This window comes from Lysobacter niastensis (assembly GCF_031457115.1).
GTDB lineage: Bacteria > Pseudomonadota > Gammaproteobacteria > Xanthomonadales > Xanthomonadaceae > Lysobacter_J > Lysobacter_J niastensis_A.
Genome location: NZ_JAVDVY010000001.1, coordinates 941,588 through 957,809, shown reverse-complemented (window position 1 = coordinate 957,809; position 16,222 = coordinate 941,588). Strand labels below are relative to the sequence as shown.

At 64.7% G+C, this 16,222-nt stretch carries 15 protein-coding genes and 1 riboswitch; of the genes, 9 read left to right on the top strand and 6 right to left on the bottom strand.

Annotation, left to right across the window (positions count from 1 at the left end; all coding sequences use genetic code 11):
- The first annotated feature begins 78 nt into the window (after positions 1-78).
- Both J2X06_RS04380 and J2X06_RS04375 read left to right on the top strand, forming a co-directional pair.
- Positions 79-912: a class I SAM-dependent methyltransferase gene (locus J2X06_RS04380; protein WP_310058754.1), complete on the top strand. Its 834-nt coding sequence runs from the start codon at positions 79-81 to the stop codon at positions 910-912.
- Positions 913-1,377: 465 nt separating this feature from the next.
- Complete coding sequence (locus tag J2X06_RS04375) at positions 1,378-1,698, top strand: hypothetical protein (RefSeq protein ID WP_310058752.1); 321 nt, start codon at positions 1,378-1,380, stop codon at positions 1,696-1,698.
- Positions 1,699-1,968: 270 nt separating this feature from the next.
- Here the strand turns inward: J2X06_RS04375 and J2X06_RS04370 are convergent, their stop codons facing one another.
- A complete protein-coding gene (locus J2X06_RS04370) occupies positions 1,969-2,778 on the bottom strand; it encodes a UDP-2,3-diacylglucosamine diphosphatase (protein ID WP_430539539.1) in 810 nt (269 codons plus the stop codon).
- 5 nt (positions 2,779-2,783) lie between these two features.
- Complete coding sequence (locus tag J2X06_RS04365) at positions 2,784-4,532, bottom strand: lysophospholipid acyltransferase family protein (protein WP_310058747.1); 1,749 nt, start codon at positions 4,530-4,532, stop codon at positions 2,784-2,786.
- A 211-nt stretch (positions 4,533-4,743) separates the two neighbouring features.
- Between J2X06_RS04365 and metK the strand changes: the two genes are divergently transcribed.
- From metK to J2X06_RS04335, 6 genes are all read left to right on the top strand, one after another.
- A complete protein-coding gene (metK, locus tag J2X06_RS04360; protein WP_310058745.1) occupies positions 4,744-5,967 on the top strand; it encodes a methionine adenosyltransferase in 1,224 nt (407 codons plus the stop codon).
- A gap of 176 nt (positions 5,968-6,143) precedes the next feature.
- Positions 6,144-6,240, top strand: a riboswitch (S-adenosyl-L-homocysteine riboswitch).
- Positions 6,241-6,257: 17 nt separating this feature from the next.
- On the top strand, positions 6,258-7,688 hold the full coding sequence (gene ahcY, locus J2X06_RS04355; RefSeq protein WP_310058741.1) for an adenosylhomocysteinase: 1,431 nt from the start codon (positions 6,258-6,260) through the stop codon (positions 7,686-7,688).
- A gap of 191 nt (positions 7,689-7,879) precedes the next feature.
- Positions 7,880-8,707, top strand: a complete 828-nt coding sequence (metF, locus tag J2X06_RS04350) for a methylenetetrahydrofolate reductase [NAD(P)H] (protein ID WP_310058739.1) — start codon at positions 7,880-7,882, stop codon at positions 8,705-8,707.
- Positions 8,708-8,850: 143 nt separating this feature from the next.
- Entirely contained in the window at positions 8,851-9,519 is a 669-nt protein-coding gene (locus tag J2X06_RS04345; RefSeq protein WP_310058736.1) for a hypothetical protein, read from the top strand.
- Between the two features lie 77 nt (positions 9,520-9,596).
- Complete coding sequence (locus tag J2X06_RS04340) at positions 9,597-10,160, top strand: hypothetical protein (RefSeq protein ID WP_310058733.1); 564 nt, start codon at positions 9,597-9,599, stop codon at positions 10,158-10,160.
- Between the two features lie 142 nt (positions 10,161-10,302).
- A complete protein-coding gene (locus tag J2X06_RS04335; RefSeq protein ID WP_310058730.1) occupies positions 10,303-11,220 on the top strand; it encodes a branched-chain amino acid transaminase in 918 nt (305 codons plus the stop codon).
- A 19-nt stretch (positions 11,221-11,239) separates the two neighbouring features.
- Here J2X06_RS04335 and J2X06_RS04330 read toward each other — a convergent pair whose 3' ends face one another.
- The 4 genes from J2X06_RS04330 to J2X06_RS04315 form a co-directional block, all read right to left on the bottom strand.
- Positions 11,240-12,556: a sensor histidine kinase gene (locus J2X06_RS04330; protein ID WP_310061232.1), complete on the bottom strand. Its 1,317-nt coding sequence runs from the start codon at positions 12,554-12,556 to the stop codon at positions 11,240-11,242.
- 43 nt (positions 12,557-12,599) lie between these two features.
- On the bottom strand, positions 12,600-13,280 hold the full coding sequence (locus J2X06_RS04325) for a response regulator transcription factor (protein WP_310058727.1): 681 nt from the start codon (positions 13,278-13,280) through the stop codon (positions 12,600-12,602).
- Positions 13,281-13,750: 470 nt separating this feature from the next.
- Positions 13,751-14,656: a 30S ribosomal protein S6--L-glutamate ligase gene (rimK, locus tag J2X06_RS04320; protein WP_310058724.1), complete on the bottom strand. Its 906-nt coding sequence runs from the start codon at positions 14,654-14,656 to the stop codon at positions 13,751-13,753.
- Positions 14,653-15,120, bottom strand: a complete 468-nt coding sequence (locus tag J2X06_RS04315; protein ID WP_310058723.1) for an ATP-dependent zinc protease family protein — start codon at positions 15,118-15,120, stop codon at positions 14,653-14,655. The genes rimK and J2X06_RS04315 overlap by 4 nt, the downstream gene beginning before the upstream one ends.
- Positions 15,121-15,764: 644 nt before the next feature.
- Here J2X06_RS04315 and J2X06_RS04310 point away from each other — a divergent pair.
- Complete coding sequence (locus tag J2X06_RS04310) at positions 15,765-16,202, top strand: hypothetical protein (protein ID WP_310058721.1); 438 nt, start codon at positions 15,765-15,767, stop codon at positions 16,200-16,202.
- The last annotated feature ends 20 nt before the right edge of the window (positions 16,203-16,222 follow it).

Here is a 16,222-nt window from a genome sequence, read left to right as displayed (position 1 = left end):
TCCTCATCCCCGTGTGGGTCTCTACCCGAATGGGGTCGATTCCCGGGATGAACCCAACGCCACACGTGTGAGTCCGTCATGAGCGAGCAGTCCCGCAGCAACGAATTCCCCTACCTGCACGGCTTCTCGGCCACCGAACAGGCACGCCTGATGAAGCAGGCGCGCCTGGCCGAAGCGACCATCTTCCACAACATCGACTACAGCGCCGCGCGACGCCTGCTGGAGGTCGGAAGTGGTGTCGGCGCGCAAACGGAAATCCTGCTGCGCCGCTTCCCCGATCTGCATGTCAGCTGCGTCGATCTGAGCGAGCCGCAACTGGCCGCCGCCCGCGAGAACCTGGGTCGCATGCCCTGGCTGGACGGTCGCTACCGGCTGCAGCAGGCCGACGCCACCGACCTGCCGTTCGAACCGCGCAGCTTCGACGCCGCGTTCCTGTGCTGGGTGCTGGAGCACGTGCCTTCGCCTGCGCGCGTGCTCAACGAGGTCCGTCGCGTGCTGGCCCCGGGCTCCCCCGTTTACATCACCGAGGTCATGAATGCGTCGTTCCTTCTGGACCCGTACTCACCGAATGTCTGGCGCTACTGGATGGCGTTCAACGACTTCCAATACGAAAGCGGTGGCGATCCGTTCGTCGGCGCGAAACTGGGAAACCTGCTTCTGGCAGGCGGTTTCCGCGACGTCACCACCGAGGTCAAGACGTTCCATTACGACAACCGGGAACCAGCCAGGCGCAAGACAATGATCGCGTTCTGGGAGGAACTTTTGCTGTCGGCTGCCGATCAATTGATCGACGCAGGCAAGGTCACGTGCGACGTGGTCGACGGCATGCGTCACGAAATGCACCAGGTGCAGAACGATCCCAACGCGGTGTTTTTCTATTCCTTCGTGCAGGCGCGGGCCACGGTCTATTGACCTGGCGGAGTAACCGGCACGCCGGGCATTGAACTTCGACATGACTGTGGTCATGCATGACGCAAGTCATGGCCTGCCGTCGTTGCGGTTTTGCACCTGTGTCGTCGCTAATGGCCCCATCGGGACGCATCCGTGGTGCGGCCAATCTCGAAGCGACCTAATCCGCGCGATCGGCGCGGGCCGTGTGTCCGGCACAGTGCGTAACACCTGAAACTGTTTCGCTGGCAACTGTCCCGCGCACGCGCAGTCACGCAGCGCATGCCACCCATCAATTCCACGAACAATGCTGCGATCGGGATCTTTCGCAGATTGCATGCCATGCAACTGAGCTTATGCGTGCCAACGCAGGTCGAAAGTAATAGCACCCAATGGGCGATGTCTTTCCCCCCGCGCTTGTGAGGAACTACATGCACCGGGATCAGTCCATGTGCTCCTTCCCCCAACGTCCCGGTCACGGAGGCAGACATGAAAGCCAAGATCGCAGCACTCGTGGTCGCACTGGCGACCGTCGCACCAGCGGCCTGGGCGGCCGAGGAAGAAGATCCTGTTGGTGACCTGGCCCAGATCACCGGACTGAGCGAACGCAAGGTCCAGATGATTGTCGGTAACCGCAGCTCGTTCGCCGAGTATCCGTACACCTATCAGCGTTCGCTCGAGAAGTTTGTCGACGCGGTCGGCGAAGTCCGCTACCAGATGCTGATCAGCGGCCAGCCTATCGAACTGCAGGACGAGCAGGGACAGAAGGTCGTCTTCCAGATCCGCGAGAGCAAGCTCGTCAAGCTGTAAACCGCAACTTCGCAGATCGTTGAACAAGGAATCAGCGGCTTTGACCATCATTGACAGCCACGTGCCATAGCCGCTCAGTACCAGCCTGGTGCTGGGCGGCGACGCGGCGATGTACAAAGTCGTATTCGATGCCACATTCCTGACAACATCCGCAGCTTAGGTCATCACATGGCACCGGATCCGGTGCCATCTTCTTTCCAGAAGTTCTTTCCAGAAATTCCTTCCAGAAGCCCGAGCATGCGCCCCAAGGGGCGCTCATGCCGCGTGTTCTCATGCCGCATGGGACAACGTTGCTGGCAATATTCCTGTCGGCGGCAACTCCGCCAGCGTCTCGCCGGTATGCGCCAGCAATCGCAACGTTCCGTCCGGGTCTTCGGCCAATGCCGTGAGGCTCTCGACCCAGTCACCGTCGTTGGCATAGATGCAGCCATCGCGCCGCAGCAACCCGGCGCGATGTATGTGGCCGCAAACGATGCCGTCGAGGCCGCGGCGAACTGCATCGTCGATACCGGCCTGGACGAAGCGGTTGATGTAACGCTCAGCCGCGCCGCTGCGGCTCTTGAGGAACTCCGACAGTGACCAGTAGCGCCGCCCCATGCGGCGGCGCAGGCGATTGTAGAGCTGGTTGCCGGTAAGGATGCGGTAATACAGCCAGTCCCCGAAGCGCTCCTGGAACCCGCCGAAATGGGTGATGCCATCGTAGTCGTCGCCGTGCGTCACCAGCAGGCGCCTTCCATCCGCAGTGACGTGGATCGCGCGACGACGGATCGCCATGCGCGGTAATGACAGTCCACAGAACCTGCGGATTGGGCGATCGTGGTTGCCCGGCACGTAGATCAGTTCGGTCCCGTCGCGACGCAGCTTGTGCAGCGCTTCGATCACCCGGTGCTGCGCATTGCCCCAGGCGGCGCGGCGCTGCGCCATCCACCACAGGTCGACGATGTCGCCCACCAGATAGAGGCGATCGCAGCGCAGGCCGCCGAGGAAGTCCGCGAACTCGGCGGCATGGCAGTGCTTGGAGCCCAGGTGCACGTCGGACACGAATACCGCTCGACGACGCGGTGGCAGCCGTGTCGGCATCGGCGTCATAAGGTGGCCTCCGTGGACGGTGCAGTGCCGGTGTCCGGCATCGCCCCCAGATAGCGCTCGCGCTTCTTCGGACGCATGCGCTGAAGGTCGACTTCGATCAGGCCGTCGATGGAATCGCTGAAAGCCGGATCGACACCGAACGCGAGGAAGCGCGCGCCGCCCGGCTCGCACAGATCGGTGTACTGCTTGTAGAGCATCGGCAAGGTCGCGCCGAGCGCGTCGAGATTGGCCTTCAGCACATGGAATGCCGTCGTCGCATCCACCGTGTCGAACGCTGGCGGCGCGGCACGGTATACGAACGGCTGCCTGGAGACCGCGTCCTGTTCGGCGCTGCCGAAGTACCGCTCGTAGTAGGCGACGATCTGCTCGCGCGCATCGAGAGGCAGCGCGGCGCTGATCGACACCGGACCGAACAGGTAACGCACGTTGCGGTGGTGCGCCAGGTACGCGCCGATACCCTGCCACAGGTAGTCGATGCTGCGGCTGCCCCAGTAGTCGGGCACGACGAAGCTCCGCCCCAGTTCCATGCCCTGCGCGATGCGCGGTATCGACTCGTCGCTGTAGTGGAACAGCGACGCGGTATAGAGCCCGTCCAATCCGCGCTCGGCCAGCACACGGGCGCCCCGCGCGATGCGGTAGGCCCCGGCGATCTTGGATGCCGCTTCGTCCCACAACACGATGTGCTCATACCAGCTGTCGTAGACATCGACATCCAAGCGCTGTCCCGTGCCCTCGCCCACCGCACGGAAAGTCAACTCTCGCAGGCGACCAATCTCCTGCAGCAGGCCGGAGCCAGCGTGGAGGCGGCCTACGCGAATCTGCTTGCCGTCGGAAGTCTGGCCGAGCAGGACCATTGCCTCGATGCCAGCGCGCACGGTCGCCGGATCGATGACATCGATCAGCGCGTCCGGCGCGATGGATCCCGCAGCCTCCGGGGCGGGTCCGCCGCGACGCGTGCCGAGCGAGAACAACTCACGCCGCACCTGCCGCAGCAGATGCTCCGGATCGCCGTTGGCAGGCAGCGACAGCGGCGTGCCGATGCGCAAGGCGATCCGACGCGCCCCTCGGGCGAACATTTCGCGCGCCAGCAACGCGGTGCCGACGGGTTTGAACAACGCCGAGGCGCCGTAGAACAGCGCCGAGTTGCGCGCCTCGATGCGCACCGGCAGTACCGGCGCGCCGCTGCTGCGGGCAAAGCGCAGGAAACCGCGGCGCCAGCGCCCATCGGTGACGCCGCGCAAGCCCAGTCGCGCCACCTCGCCGGCCGGAAACACGATCACGCATTGCTCGTCGCGGAGGGCGGCATCGATCGCCTGCAGGCTTTCCACGCCTGGCCGTCCGCCGAGGACGCGCACCGGCAGCAGCAGGCCCGACAGCGGCTCCAGTGCCGATAGCAGGTCGTTGGCGATGATCTTCACGTCGCGGCGCACCTGCCCGACCAGATCCAGCAGCGCGAGCGCATCAAGCGCACCGGAAGGGTGGTTGGCGACGATCAGCAGCCTGCCGCTGGCGGGAATGCGCGCGGTCTCGGCCGGATTCGCGTGGTAACGGGCCTGCAGGTGGTCCAGTGCCGCCGAGACGAAATCGAAGTCGCGAAGACCACGACTTGCGTGCAGGAAGGCATCGACCTCGTCGAAACGCGACCAGCGGCCAATCGTGCGCAGCAACGGTCTGGCCAGCGTGGCCCGACGGCCCCGGAACCAGTGCGGAAATCGCTCTTGCAGGCGGCGTTCGAACTGCAGCATCGGGCGTCGCGGGTCACCCCGACGGGGCGTTTCGCCGCGCAGCCTGCTCTCCGGCGACGACAGGCGCGTGGCGGTTTGGCTTCAATCCGGTGACAGCCGTGCCCCCGCCCTTAACCCGGGGCAACATCCCGAGGCCGCACAATGCGCCGACCCGGCGGACCCTGTATCATGGTCGGCCATCCTTTCATCCGAATACGAGGATAAAGCCTCGATGTCCAGCTACCTGTTCACCTCCGAATCCGTTTCCGAAGGCCATCCGGACAAGATCGCCGACCAGATTTCGGACGCGGTCCTCGACGCCATCCTGGCCCAGGACAAGCGCGCCCGCGTGGCCTGCGAAACCATGGTGAAGACCGGCGCGGCCATCGTCGCGGGTGAAGTCACCACCACCGCGTGGGTCGACATCGAGTCGCTGGCGCGTCGCGTGATCAATGAGATCGGCTACGACAATTCCGACGTCGGCTTCGACGGCCACACCTGCGCCATCATCAACATGCTCGGCAAGCAGTCGCCGGACATCGCTGCGGGCGTGGACCGCAAGAAGCCGGAAGAACAGGGCGCGGGTGACCAGGGCCTGATGTTCGGCTACGCCTGCAACGAGGCCCCGGAATTCATGCCGGCGCCGATCTACTACTCGCACCGCCTGGTCGAGCAGCAGGCCAAGATCCGCAAGAAGAAGAACTCGCCGCTGCCGTGGCTGCGTCCGGACGCGAAGTCGCAGGTCACACTGCGCTACGACGCCGAGCACAATGTCGCCGGCCTCGATGCGGTGGTTCTGTCGACCCAGCATGACCCGGGCATCAAGCAGAAGGACCTGGTCGAGGGCGTGTACGAGCACATCCTCAAGCCGGTGCTGCCGAAGAAGTGGCTCGACACGCTGCCCAAGGGCAAGATCCACATCAACCCGACCGGCATCTTCGTGATCGGCGGCCCGGTCGGCGACTGCGGCCTGACCGGTCGCAAGATCATCGTCGACAGCTACGGCGGCATGGCCCGTCACGGCGGTGGCGCGTTCTCGGGCAAGGATCCGTCCAAGGTCGACCGCTCGGCCGCCTACGCCGCGCGTTACGTCGCCAAGAACATCGTCGCCGCCGGCCTGGCCGACAAGTGCGAAGTGCAGGTCTCCTACGCCATCGGCGTGGCCGAGCCGACCTCGATCTCGGTCACCACCTTCGGCACCGGCAAGATCCCGGACGACAAGATCGAGAAGCTGATCCGCAAGCACTTCGATCTGCGTCCGTACGGCATCGTGAAGATGCTCGACCTGATCCATCCGGTCTACCAGGCGACCGCCGCCTACGGCCACTTCGGCCGCAAGCCGAAGGAAGTCAGCTACGTCGACGGTGCCGGCAAGAAGCACACCGCCACGGCCTTCTCGTGGGAGAAGACCGACAAGGCCGACGACCTGCGCAAGGATGCCGGCCTGAAGAAGTAATCGGCGTCTCTCCCGCTTGCGGGAGTGCGCCTGGAACGACGGGCCGCCATGCGCGGCCCGTTTCCATTTCGCTGTAATCCGCCGCTCGGTTCATCAACGCGTGGCGCGGTGACGATAGAATGCTGCTTCCGGCCGCGCGACCTGCGGCCGACCGCGCCTGGCGCGGAACCCATTCCCCCGCCGAGGGGCGCTGCGACCGTGACAGGAGCCTTGATTCGCTCCCAAGCACGGCCAGGCTCGGCGGGATGACCGCAACAACGGCGCCCGCTTCAATCCAACGGAGCTTTGCCATGAACGCCGTACCCAAGACCTTCTCCACCGAAGGCGACTACAAGGTTGCCGACATCTCGCTGGCCGAGTGGGGCCGCAAGGAACTGGACATCGCCGAGCACGAGATGCCGGGCCTGATGTCGATCCGCAAAAAGCACGCCGCCACCAAGCCGCTCAAGGGCGTGCGCGTGACCGGCTCGCTGCACATGACCATCCAGACGGGCGTGCTGATCGAGACGCTGAAGGACATCGGCGCCGACGTGCGCTGGGCCTCGTGCAACATCTTCTCGACGCAGGACCATGCCGCCGCGGCGATCGCCAAGTCGGGCACGCCGGTGTTCGCATGGAAGGGCGAGTCGCTGGAGGAGTACTGGGATTGCACGCTCGACGCACTGACCTTCCCGGGCAACAAGGGCCCGGAACTGGTCGTCGACGACGGCGGCGACGTCACCCTGCTGATCCACAAGGGCTATGAGCTCGAGAACGGTTCCGACTGGGTCAACACCCCGTCGGGCAACCACGAAGAGCAGGTCATCAAGAACCTGCTCAAGCGCGTGGCCAAGGAACGTCCGGGCTTCTGGGCCGGCGTGGTCAAGGACTGGAAGGGCGTCTCGGAAGAGACCACTACCGGCGTGCACCGCCTCTATCAGCTGGCCGAAGCCGGCACGCTGCTGGTACCGGCGATCAACGTCAACGACTCGGTCACCAAGAGCAAGTTCGACAACCTCTACGGCTGCCGCGAGTCGCTGGCCGATGGCCTCAAGCGCGCGATGGACGTGATGCTGGCCGGCAAGGTCGCGGTCGTGTGCGGCTACGGCGACGTCGGCAAGGGCTCGGCCCACTCGCTGCGTGCTTACGGCGCACGCGTGGTGGTCACCGAGATCGACCCGATCAATGCCCTGCAGGCGGCGATGGAGGGCTTCGAGGTCAACACCGTCGAGAGCACGCTTGGCCGCGGTGACATCTACGTCACCACGACCGGTAACAAGGACGTGCTGACGCTCGAGCACATGTCGCAGATGAAGGACCAGGCCATCGTCTGCAACATCGGCCACTTCGACAACGAGATCCAGGTCGACAAGCTCAACACTTCCGGCGCAACCCGGCTCAACATCAAGCCGCAGGTCGACAAGTACACCTTCAAGGGTGGCAACTCGATCTTCCTGCTGGCCGAAGGCCGCCTCGTCAACCTGGGCTGCGCTACAGGCCATCCCAGCTTCGTGATGTCCAACTCGTTCTCCAACCAGACGCTGGCGCAGATCGACCTGTGGGCGAACAAGGACACCTACGAGCCCAAGGTCTACATCCTGCCGAAGAAGCTCGACGAGGAAGTCGCGCGCCTTCACCTGGAGAAGATCGGCGTGAAGCTGACCAGGCTGACCGACGACCAGGCTGCGTACCTGGGCGTGTCGGTGGACGGTCCGTACAAGCCGGAGCATTACCGCTACTGATCGCGGGCCACTCATGGCAAGAAAACGGGCGCTTCGGCGCCCGTTTTTTTGCCCGCCAGCCCGGCTCATTCCTCGGAACAGGATCAGCCTTGAGCGGCTCCATCGCGCGCGAAGGCGTGGCGTCGCCCCTCGTTATTTCCTTCATCGCGATGAAGCGATAGACTGTTGGCCACACCTCGTCTGGACCGAGCATGGCCTCCCCGATCAGCTTCGAGTTCTATCCGCCCAAGACCGACGAACAGCGCGCGCAGCTCGACAAGACCGCAGCCAAGCTCAAGGCGCACAATCCCGAGTACGTGTCCTGCACCTTCGGCGCAGGCGGATCGACGCTGAGCTACACGCCGGAAACGGTGGAGCGCCTGCACCAGGTGCACGGTTTCGATGCTGCGCCGCATTTGTCCTGTGTCGGCGGTACTCGCGCGGAGTTGGGCGAACTGCTCGAGCGCTACAAGACGATGGGCTGCCGCCGCATCGTCGCGCTGCGCGGCGACCTGCCTTCGGGCATGGGCCACCCCGGCGACTTCCGCTATGCCACCGACCTGGTCGATTTCATCCGCCGCGACCACGACGGCTATTTCCATATCGAAGTCGGCTGCTACCCCGAATGCCATCCGCAGGCCGACGATGCGCTCGCCGACCTGCGCCACTTCAAGGCCAAGATCGACGCCGGCGCCGACGGCGCCATCACCCAGTACTTCTACAACGCCGATGCCTATTTCCGCTTCGTCGAAGACGCGCGCCGCATCGGCGTAAGCGTGCCGATCGTGCCTGGCATCATGCCGATCTCCAACTTCACCCAGTTGCGGCGCTTCTCCGATGCATGCGGCGCCGAAATCCCCCGCTGGATCGGCAAGCGCATGCAGGCCTTCGGCGACGATGTCGAATCGATCCGCGAATTCGCCGCCGACCTGGTGGCCTCGATGTGCGAACGATTGGTGGAAGGCGGCGCCCCTGCGCTGCACTTCTACACGCTCAATCTGTCCAAGCCGACGCTGAGCGTGCTTGCCCGCATTCGATAAACCATCCACTCGGCGACACGCCGGTTAAGCAACCGGAACAGGCGTTGAACCAGGAATATCGCCGTGCTGTGTTAGTTCACGGTTAAGCGCGGCATGGGATTTCAGCACCTTGCGCTGACGCTTGCCGGAGCAGCATTCCCGGCATGGCGATGCGATTTCCCGCCGGCATGGCGATGCGATTTCCCGCGTTGAGTGCCACAGCCGTTCTCGGCGCCGTCGCGGGAAGCTTCGCGCCGGCATCGTCGCCGGCCGCCGAAATGCAAGCTTTCAGCCTCCAGCGCTGCGAGTCTGCCCAAGGTGAGGTGGTGTACACCGATCGAAGTTGTGCGGCCTCCGGCGCGCGGCCCACGCCACTACCGCATGAGTTGATCTCGCGCATCGTGTATGAGCCCGGGTATTCGGCGGCGTCGATTTCTTTCGCCGGCCGTTTCGACGATCCATCGCGGGGCACGGTGCCGAAGCGGCGTCCGCTCGTGGACGGCTGCGCGAGGACACCACGACAACTGTCACTCGACCTGGAAGGCGCGTGGGCGCTGCACGACGTCAATCGCCTCGCCGAAAGTTTCCACTGGGTGGGCATGAGCCATCGCCAGAGCCATCGCGTCATGGACCGGTTGCGGCAACTCAGCAACCAGCCCGTGCAGCGGGCCGACTATTTCAATGCACAGATCGGCCCCGCCGACATGCCAATGGAAGGAAACGCCGGCATCGTGCAACTGCTGCTTGCCAATGGCAGCGGAGCCAATGTCGTCGACCTGGACGTGCGTCGCTATTCGGGTTGCTACTTCGTCACCCTCCAGCGGACGTCATGACGATCGCTTCGTGAAGGGCCGCACTGTTCGCAGCCGGCCAGCGGGGCTAGGCTGAGTCCATGCATCGAACCTTGCGAGTGCTCCTGCTCCTGCTGGTCGCGGCGCTCGCGTCGTCGCCGGCGATTGCGCAGGTACGCCGATGCGTCAGTCCGGGCGGCGCGGTCGTCTTCACCGACCACGAATGCGCCGAGATCGGCGCCCAGGAGCAGGCCGCGCGACCCGCCTCGCCTGCCGCCAGCAGCCGCACGGCTTATCGAGGCTGCGCGCGCACCGTGCACGACCTGATGTACGAGATGACCAGCGCCTTCGACGCGCACGACGCCAACCGCCTTGCAGGCGTCTATCACTGGGCCGGCATGTCCGGAAGCAGTGCCTACTCCATCCTGGATCGCCTCGACGCGATGGTGCAGCGACCACTGGTCGACCTGGTTCCGGTGATGCCCGACTCGCCGACCAGCGAAGGGGCCGCGGATGTGGGCGAGGCGGCCACCCGCGTGGATGGGGAGTACTACCCGCAGACCAGTGTCCGTTCGACGCCGGTCGCTTTGCGCGTCGAGCAGACCCAGGCCAACGGCATCACGCCCTCGCGCACTGTATTCGGCCTGCGCAAGCACCTGGGCTGCTGGTGGGTCCAGCTGTAGGGCGGTGCCCTTGGCGCCTCGGTGCCGTGCGGGCGAGCACACGGCGTTTTTCGTGCCCGCCGCCGTGCCCAGTCACGGGTCTTTGCCGACGAGGCCCAGTAAACTAGCGGGCTTCCGTATCGTCATCCCCCGAGAGTCCGGCATGAGCATGCAATACCCCGAATGGATCTGGCACAACGGCGCCATCAAGCATTGGGCCGAAGCCACCACCCACGTGATGTCGCATGCCCTGCACTACGGCTCGTCGGTCTTCGAAGGCATCCGCACCTACCAGACGCCCAACGGCCCGGTGATTTTCCGCCTGACCGACCACAACACGCGCCTGTTCGCCTCGGCCAAGATCTACGACATGGCGATGCCCTACACGGTGGAGCAGGTCAACCAGGCCTGCCGCGACGTCATCCACGCCAACAACAACACCACCGACTATCTGCGCCCGGTTGCCTACCGCGGCCTCGGCGGCTTCGGCCTGTCGGCGGACACGCCGACCGACCTGGCGGTGGCGACCTGGAAGATGGGCCAGTACCTAGGCGCCAGCGTGCTCGAACAGGGCATCGACGCCTGCGTGTCGAGCTGGCAGCGCTTCGCGCCGAACACCCTCCCGGCCGGCGCCAAGGCCGGTGGCAACTACCTGTCCGGCCAGCTGGTCGCGCGCGAGGCGCGCCGCCTGGGCTTCGGCGAGGGCATCGCGCTGGCCTCCACCGGCCTGCTCAGTGAAGGCGCAGGCGAGAACCTGTTCCTGGTGTTCGAAGGCGCCCTGCACACCACGCCGGTCAGCGCCGCGCTGCTCAACGGCATCACCCGCAACACCATCATCACCCTGGCCCGCGACGCCGGTGTCGAGGTGGTCGAGCGCGACCTGCCGCGCGAATACCTGTACCTGTGCGATGAGCTCTTCATGTGCGGCACAGCGGCGGAAATCACCCCGATCCGCTCGGTCGACGGTCGCCAGGTCGGCACCGGCAAGCCCGGGCCGGTCACCCGCCGCGTCCAGGAGCTGTTCTTCGGCCTGTTCGAAGGCAAGACGCCGGACAAGCGCGGCTGGCTGGAAGCGCTGTAAGGCGCATGCGCCGGAGGCGTCACGCCTCCGGCTTCGTCTTCGCCGGAGGCCGGGCCTCGAAGGTGAGCGTGGCCACGACGCCGCGCTGTTCGCCCGGCCGAACCCGCACGTCCCACCGGTAAAGGTCGCAGAGCCGGCGAACGATCGACAAGCCGATGCCGCCGCCTTGCGAGTGCCCTGCATGGGTGCCGCGATAGCCGCGCTCGAACAGCTTGGCCGCGTCCTCCTGGCTGAGGCCAGGGCCGGAATCGATCACTTCGACCGAGCGCCCGCCCAGCCACACCACGACTTCGCCCTGGGTGGTGTACTTCACCGCGTTGCCGACCAGGTTACCCAGGGCCACCGCCACGGCGGCCTCAGGGGCGTCCACTACCAGCCCACGCTCGCCTTCGACCCGCAACTCGAGCGGCTTACCGCCCAGCTGGGCCCGATGTGCGTCGAGCAGTTGCTCGGCCAGCTTGCCTACGTCGGTCGCGCCATGTCCGCGCTCGTTGCGCGACAGCAGCAACAGCGCGCTGATCAGATCGGTGCATTGTTGCTCCGCACGCTGGATGCGCAGCAACCGGGTGCGGGTCTTGTCGTCGAGTTCGGGACGCGACAGCAGCAGTTCCACGGCGCCCCTGATCACCGCCAGCGGCGTACGCAGTTCGTGGCTGACGTCGGCATTGAACTCGCGGTCGCGCTGGACCACTTCGGTCAGGCGCTCGGCGTAGTCGTCCAGCGCCTCGGCCAACTGGCCCACCTCGTCGTCGGGGAAGTGCTGGGCCAAATTCTCCGGCTCGGAACTGCGGCCGGAACGCTTGAGGCGCCTGGCCAGTTCCGACACCGGACTCATCACGCGCGAGGCAGACCACCAGCCCACCACCAGCGACAGCAGCGTGAATACGACGACCGAGCCGTAGATGGCGCGATTGAACTTTTCCTCGCCGTGGGTGGCCTGCGACATGTCGTAGGCCAGGAAGAACCACGCCTTGGGTGTCTTGCGCACGGCCAGCTTGTAGGCGAACGGATCGCCGTCGGCACCGACACCGGTCATGCCGTAGATGCCGTCGCGCAGCTCATACCATTCCGGCCAGTTGACCCGCACCGAGTCGAAGTTCTCGGGCGTATAGACATAGGCGCGAATCTGGTCGACCGCGAATTGCGGATTGTCCGGGTTCTGCTCGAACTGGCGCGCTGCCTGTTCGATATTGCGATTCATCACGTCCTCGACCAGCTGGTTCTCCACGCGGGTGCGTGTCCAGTTGGTCGCCCACGCAAACAGCGCGGTCAGGCCGAAGCCGAGCAGGACGAAGGCGAGGATGATGCGGCTGCGCAGCTGCCGCCGATAGCGCATCCTGCGCCTGGTCGGCGCGGGCTCCCCCGTCTGCGCCACGCGCTTATCCGTGGTCGGGAGCGGCGATGCGGTAACCGATGCCATGTCGGGTCTGGATCAGGGGCACTTCGAAGGGTTTATCCACCACCGCGCGCAAGCCATGGATATGTACGCGCAGGCTGTCTGAATCGGGCAACTCCTCGCCCCACACGCGGGTTTCCAATTCCTGGCGCGTCACCACCGCCGGAGCGGCTTCCATCAGTGCCTGCAGGATCTTCAACGCGGTCGGGTTGAGCTGCAGCAGCTTGCCCTGCCGGCGCACTTCCAGCGTGTCGAGGTTGTATTCGAGATCGCCCGCGGTCAGCACGCGCGTCTGCACGCCGCGACCGCGACGCGACAGCGCGTTCAGTCGAACTTCGACCTCCTGCAGCGCGAACGGCTTGATGAGGTAGTCGTCAGCGCCGGAATCAAAACCAGCCAGCTTGTTGTCCAGGCTGTCGCGCGCGGTCAGCATCAGGACGGGCGTCTGCTTGCGCGCCTCGTTGCGCAGCTTGCGACAAACCTCCAGCCCATCCAGGCCCGGCAGGTTCAGATCCAACACGATCGCATCGAAGTCGTGCACCACCGCCAGATGCAGGCCAGTGATGCCATCGGCGGCGAAATCTACGGTGTGGCCCCGGTCCTCGAGAAAGTCTCCGAGGTTGGCGGCGATGTCCTGGTTGTCTTCGATGACGAGAATGCGCATGGGACCTTCCTGATTGTTGGCCTTCGACCCCGCAGGTGCGGCGAGGTTCCGGCAGCGACGCCAGAGATGCGGACTAAACGTTAAGACTAAACGTTAAGACGGCAATCGTCGCCATCGCGTTAGTACCCCTGATCGCACGCGCCGATTGCTCGCCGCTCAACATGCGGCTGCCCAACATCGGGAGCGAACGGCGCACAAAACAAAGGCCCAAGGCGGGGCCACCGCGCCTGGGCCAAAAAGGTATTGCCCCGATTACCGTAGGCTGCTTCCGACCAGGATCGACTGAACTTGGAAGTGGCAGTGCTGCGGCAGTGCTTAAGCTACGCCGGAATCGATTAAGCCGTTGTTAAATCCGGCGGTTAAATATTCGTTAAACGAGCAGATCCTGATCAACGGCGGCCACCGCTGATGGCCGGATATTGCCGACAATATCGGCTAAACAGCCGACATCTTCGCCATATTTCGTTAAATTAACGAACCGCGGCGTGCTTGCTCGGCTTCCGACCGACGTGTTGGGCGACGTAGCGGATGATTTCGGACGCCACATCTACCCCACTGGCCTCCTCGATCCCCTCCAGCCCTGGCGACGCGTTGACCTCGAGCACCAGCGGGCCGCGGTTGGAGCGGATCAGATCGACGCCCGCCACGCCCAGGCCCAGCACCTGCGCCGCGCGAACCGCGACCTCCTGTTCGGCTGCACTGGCCCGCACTCCCTTGGCCGTGCCGCCGCGATGCAGGTTGGATCGGAAGTCGCCCTTCGGCGCCTGCCGTTTCATCGCGGCCACCACACGTCCGCCGACCACGAAGCAACGAACGTCGGCGCCCTTGGCTTCGTCGATGAACTCCTGCACCAGGAAGTTCGCATACAGGCCACGCAGCGCCTCGATGACGCCGCGCGAAGCCGATGGTTTCTCGGTGAGCATCACGCCCGCGCCTTGCGTGCCCTCGTTCAGCTTGATCACATGCGGCGGCGGGCCAAGCATCGTCAGAAGATCCTGCGTGTCGTCGGGGTTGTCGCCGAACACCGTGATCGGCAGGCCGATTGCTTCCGCGGCCAGTAACTGGTGACAGCGCAGCTTGTCGCGAGCGCGCAGGATCGCGTCGGATGGGTTGGGGGTGTAGCTGCCCATCAGCTCGAACTGGCGCAGCACCGCCGACCCGTAGCGGGTGATCGAAGCGCCCACGCGCGGGATCACCGCGTGGTAGCCGGAAATCGGCAGGCCTTTGTAGCGCATGGCAAAGCCGTCGCTGGCGATGCGCATGTAACAGCGCAGCGGATCCAAGGTCCGGACGCTATGGCCGTGGTCGCGCGCGGCCTCTACCAGGCGGCGGGTCGAATAGAGCTTGGTGTTGCGCGAGAGGATGGCCAGTTTCATCGAAGCGAATTCAGATTGGAGACACCGACAGCCCCGAGGGGCTGGCGTCCATGGAGGAAGGAACGCGCCGGATCGACGGTATAGACCCTGGCCAACGCCGTGCGTCCCAGCAGCAACGGGAACAGCATGCCGCGCCGGTCAGACAGATTGATTTCAATCTCGCGCTCCACGCCGGCCAACGACAGTGTTGTGTGCAGGAACACGCGCCGCGTGCAGTGTCCGCCCGAGTCGGTCACCTCGCGCTCGTCGAAGATCGGCGCCGCCGCCTCGACGGTGCCGGCTCCGTGGCCGGGACTGAACCGGAAGCCCACCCACGGCGCGCCGTGTTCCCGGAAGTACCACTGCGCATCGACATGCAGCGCCGAACTGCGCGCCCCACTGTCGACCTTGGCGCGCAGGCGGCCGACGCCGAGCTCCGGCAGGGCCACCCATTCACGCCAACCGAGCACGATCTTCGTCGCCATCGCGCCTCCTGGGCCCGAGCCTGTCAAAGGCAAAACGGCGGCCACTGTAAAGCAGGCCGCCGTTGCAGTGTGTAGAGAAGGCCAAGACCCTGGCCGACCGCATCTGCAAGCTCGTCGTCGCGGCCAGCATACAAGCAGTCCGGGGGATGCGGGCGTTAGGATTTCGTAGTGTCCGGCGTGTTCTTCAGCCGCGGTGCCAATCTAGATCGGCCCGCTCCGACCGCAATGAACGGGTGAATTGAAGTCGTCCGCTTTGATAGCGTGGGCGCGGCTGACAATTCATTCCAGCCGCATAGCGGCTCGGCTCAATTCAGGCGTCAGGCATCAAGAGATAAATCCATGCGCGTCGAACTTGCTCTCTTTGAGGGGGATGAGCTGCTGGGCCGCAATGACGTTTGCGTCGGTGCCGTACAGCTCGTCAGTAGCTTCCCCTGTTTCAGGCCACCCATCGGCTGGGCCAAGATAGGGCGGACATTGTTCTGTCCAACTTTCCTGCTCACATCGGCCTCAACACAATCACGCTCGACATGCCAATCCATGAGTCCACTGGGCAGGTACACGCTGGCCTTCTAGCCGGCTTGATGCCTGAAAATTCATTCAAGCCGAAGCTGCTTAGCGGTTCGGCCTTCAGGCATTAGGCTCCAATGAAGCGTCTGATCCGGGTGCCTCTATACATCGCCGCCATCGCCGCCATCGACGCGGCGACATGGTTCACCCTCACAGGCAATCTTCGTGCGGGCGTTTATCCAACCACTGCGGACACGATCGCCATCCCACTAGCAGAGGCGGCAACGAGCACCATCATTGCGGGATCCCTTGTGCTCGCCACGCTCCTGTTGAGCGTCCCGGAATGGTCGTTCCGGAAAGCCGCCTTGTCCCGCAGTTGGGCCATCGCGCTTGGCTGCATTTTCTTCCTGTGCTATCTGGCCGCTCTGGTCTTCTTCCTGCTTTGGGGGTGGGATTGGTTCACACCTCATCACTACCCAATAGCAGCGACATGCGGGTTGGCCGCCGCGCTCGTTGCGTTCTTTGGCGGCACTGACCTGGATCGGTTACTGCCTAACAATTCATTCAAGCCGTAATAGAACCGACGAGGCCCGCT